Raw genomic sequence first — 2,478 nt, forward strand, 5'->3', positions numbered from 1 at the left:
AAAACTCTCCACCGCATTCGTGCTTTAAGGGATTTTGATGATGTTAAAGCAGACGACCTAGGCGGCTATATCGAGAAAGAAGACAATCTAAGTCATGATGGTAATTGCTGGGTAGGTGATGATGCAAAAGTCTATGGTTATGCCAAGGTTTTTGGTGATGCACATGTTTATGGAAACGCTCGTGTAGATGGTCATGCAAGAGTTTATGACAAAGCCAAGGTTTATGGTGATGCTTATATTTATAACATTGCTGATATTTACGAAAATGCATGTGTTTTTGGTAGTGCATCTGTTACCGGAGAAACTAATATTTTTGGTAATGCGCAGATTTTTGAACATGCTCGTGTTTTTGCCAGTGCACAAATCTACGAAAATGCACAAGTTTCCGGTGGTGCATTTATTAGTGGAAAAGCTGAAATTTATGGAAATGCTAAAATCTATGGCAGTCCATTGATTTCCATCAGAGCAAAAGTTGGGGGAAATGCCAAAATCTGTGGTGATGCATTTATTCATGGAAACGCAGAGATCATCAATGATGAAATCATCACAACTGGCCAAAGGAAATAAACCATGGAAAAAAAATACGAATTTACTGATGAAACAATCGAAGTTGGGGGCAAAACTCTCCACCGCATTCGCGCATTACGAGACTTTGGAAACGTCGAGAAAGGTGATTTAGGTGGCTATATACAAAAAGAAGACAACCTATCGCATCATGGTAATTGCTGGATTGGGGATTATGCAAAAGTCTATGGTTATGCCAAGGTTTTTGGTGATGCTAAGGTTTACGAAAATGCACAAGTTTACGGTTATGCACATGTTTACAACAATTCTCGTATTTATGGCAAAGCAGAAGTTTGCGATGAACCATGCATTTACGGTGATGCAGAAGTTTACGGTGATGCATATATTTGCGGTGAACCGCACGTTTTTGATAATGCAGAAGTTTATGGCAATGCACAAGTTTACGAAAAGGCATACATTTATGATAGGGCGCGTGTTTACGGCAATGCAGAAGTTTCCGGTGATGCGCATGTTTACGGTCATGCAAAAATTTACGGTGAAGCATGTGTATGTTGGGACGACTGGATTGATGGCGATAAAAGAATCTCAACTAGGTAACAAACCAGATGAAAAAATACGAATTTACTGATGAAAAAATTGTGTTTGATGGAAGAACTCTTCACCGAATTAGAGCATTAAGAGGCTTTGGATATGTCAAAAAAGGTGACCTCGGCGGTTTTATAGAAAAAGAGAGCAACTTAAGCCATAAGAGAGACTGTTGGATTTTTGGCAATGCACAAGTTTACGGTGATGCCAAAGTTTATGATGATGCGCGGGTTTATGGGAATGCACGCGTTTATGACAATGCACAAGTTTATGATTATGCCGAAGTTGGTGGTGCTTCTGTTCGAGATAATGCCAAGGTTTTTGACTATGCGCGGATTTATGGGAATTCTGTTATAGGGGAAAGTGTACACGTTTACGGAAATGCTAAAATTTACAATCAAGCATATATTCGCTGTCGTGTAGACATTGCTGGAAATTGTAAAATTAGTGGCTCCACCCTAATCGTAGAACGTGAGAAATAGTAACCATGAAAAAGAAATACGAACTTACTGATGAAACAATTGAGTTTGATGGATACATTACGCTTTACCGCATACGTGCATTAAAAGATTTTGGTGATGTTAAAGCAGGCGACCTTGGCGGCTTTGTAGAGTATGAAGACAATTTAAGTCAAAAAGACGATTGCTGGATTTATAATGATGCCAAGGCGTATTGTTGTGCCAAGATTTACGATAGTGCTAAGGTTTATGATAAAGCACAAATTGGTGATTGTGCCGAGATTTTTGGCAATGCAAAAATTTATAATAACGTCAAAATATATGATGGACATATTTTTGGACACACACAAATTTATGGAAATGTGATTATTTATGCCGATTCAAGAATTTATGGCAATGTAAAAATTTATGATAATTCAGAAGATTGTAAACAAACTATGACCGCCCAGAACGGCGACTCTTCAACAAAAGACGACATTCCTTTCTAGCAACACAAACCAACTTTTAACACCAGCGTGATTCACGCCACGGGTGAATTGCGCGCAATGTAGGAAATCAAGATGAAAAATTCTACTTTTTTAAACGAAATGGCAGAAAAATATGGATTTTCTGCTGAAGAATTTCGAACCACAATCATAAAAACTTGTATTGGAGATAAAAATGCTAATGTCATCACTGATGCAGAATTTGCCGTTTTTCTTTTTGTTGCCAATACTTATGGACTTAACCCTTTAACAAAAGAAATCTATGCTCTCCCTAAAAAAGGCGGCGGCATCATACCCGTTGTTTCTATCGACGGTTGGATAAAGATCATCAAATCAAATCCTGACTTTGATGGCATGACCTTTCAAGATCAACTCAATGAAGATGGGAATATCATTGCTATCAAATGTGCTATTCGTCTCAAAGG

At 38.1% G+C, this 2,478-nt stretch carries 5 protein-coding genes; all 5 read left to right on the top strand.

The window, feature by feature from the left end; all coding sequences use genetic code 11:
* On the top strand, positions 1-567 hold a 567-nt coding region (locus tag ACFIMK_RS04945; RefSeq protein WP_375683114.1), incomplete at its 5' end, for a hypothetical protein.
* A 3-nt stretch (positions 568-570) separates the two neighbouring features.
* Positions 571-1,122 carry a hypothetical protein gene (locus ACFIMK_RS04950; protein WP_375683115.1) on the top strand — a complete coding sequence of 184 codons (552 nt, stop codon included), beginning with the start codon at positions 571-573 and terminating at the stop codon, positions 1,120-1,122.
* Between the two features lie 8 nt (positions 1,123-1,130).
* Positions 1,131-1,592: a hypothetical protein gene (locus ACFIMK_RS04955; protein ID WP_375683116.1), complete on the top strand. Its 462-nt coding sequence runs from the start codon at positions 1,131-1,133 to the stop codon at positions 1,590-1,592.
* Between the two features lie 5 nt (positions 1,593-1,597).
* On the top strand, positions 1,598-2,056 hold the full coding sequence (locus ACFIMK_RS04960; protein WP_375681553.1) for a hypothetical protein: 459 nt from the start codon (positions 1,598-1,600) through the stop codon (positions 2,054-2,056).
* 72 nt (positions 2,057-2,128) lie between these two features.
* Positions 2,129-2,478, top strand: a 350-nt coding sequence (locus ACFIMK_RS04965; protein ID WP_375683117.1) for a recombinase RecT, incomplete at its 3' end; no start/stop codon positions are given.

Origin of the sequence: Bartonella sp. AP280QHHD, from assembly GCF_042196125.1 — a bacterium.
Taxonomy (GTDB): Bacteria; Pseudomonadota; Alphaproteobacteria; order Rhizobiales; family Rhizobiaceae; genus Bartonella.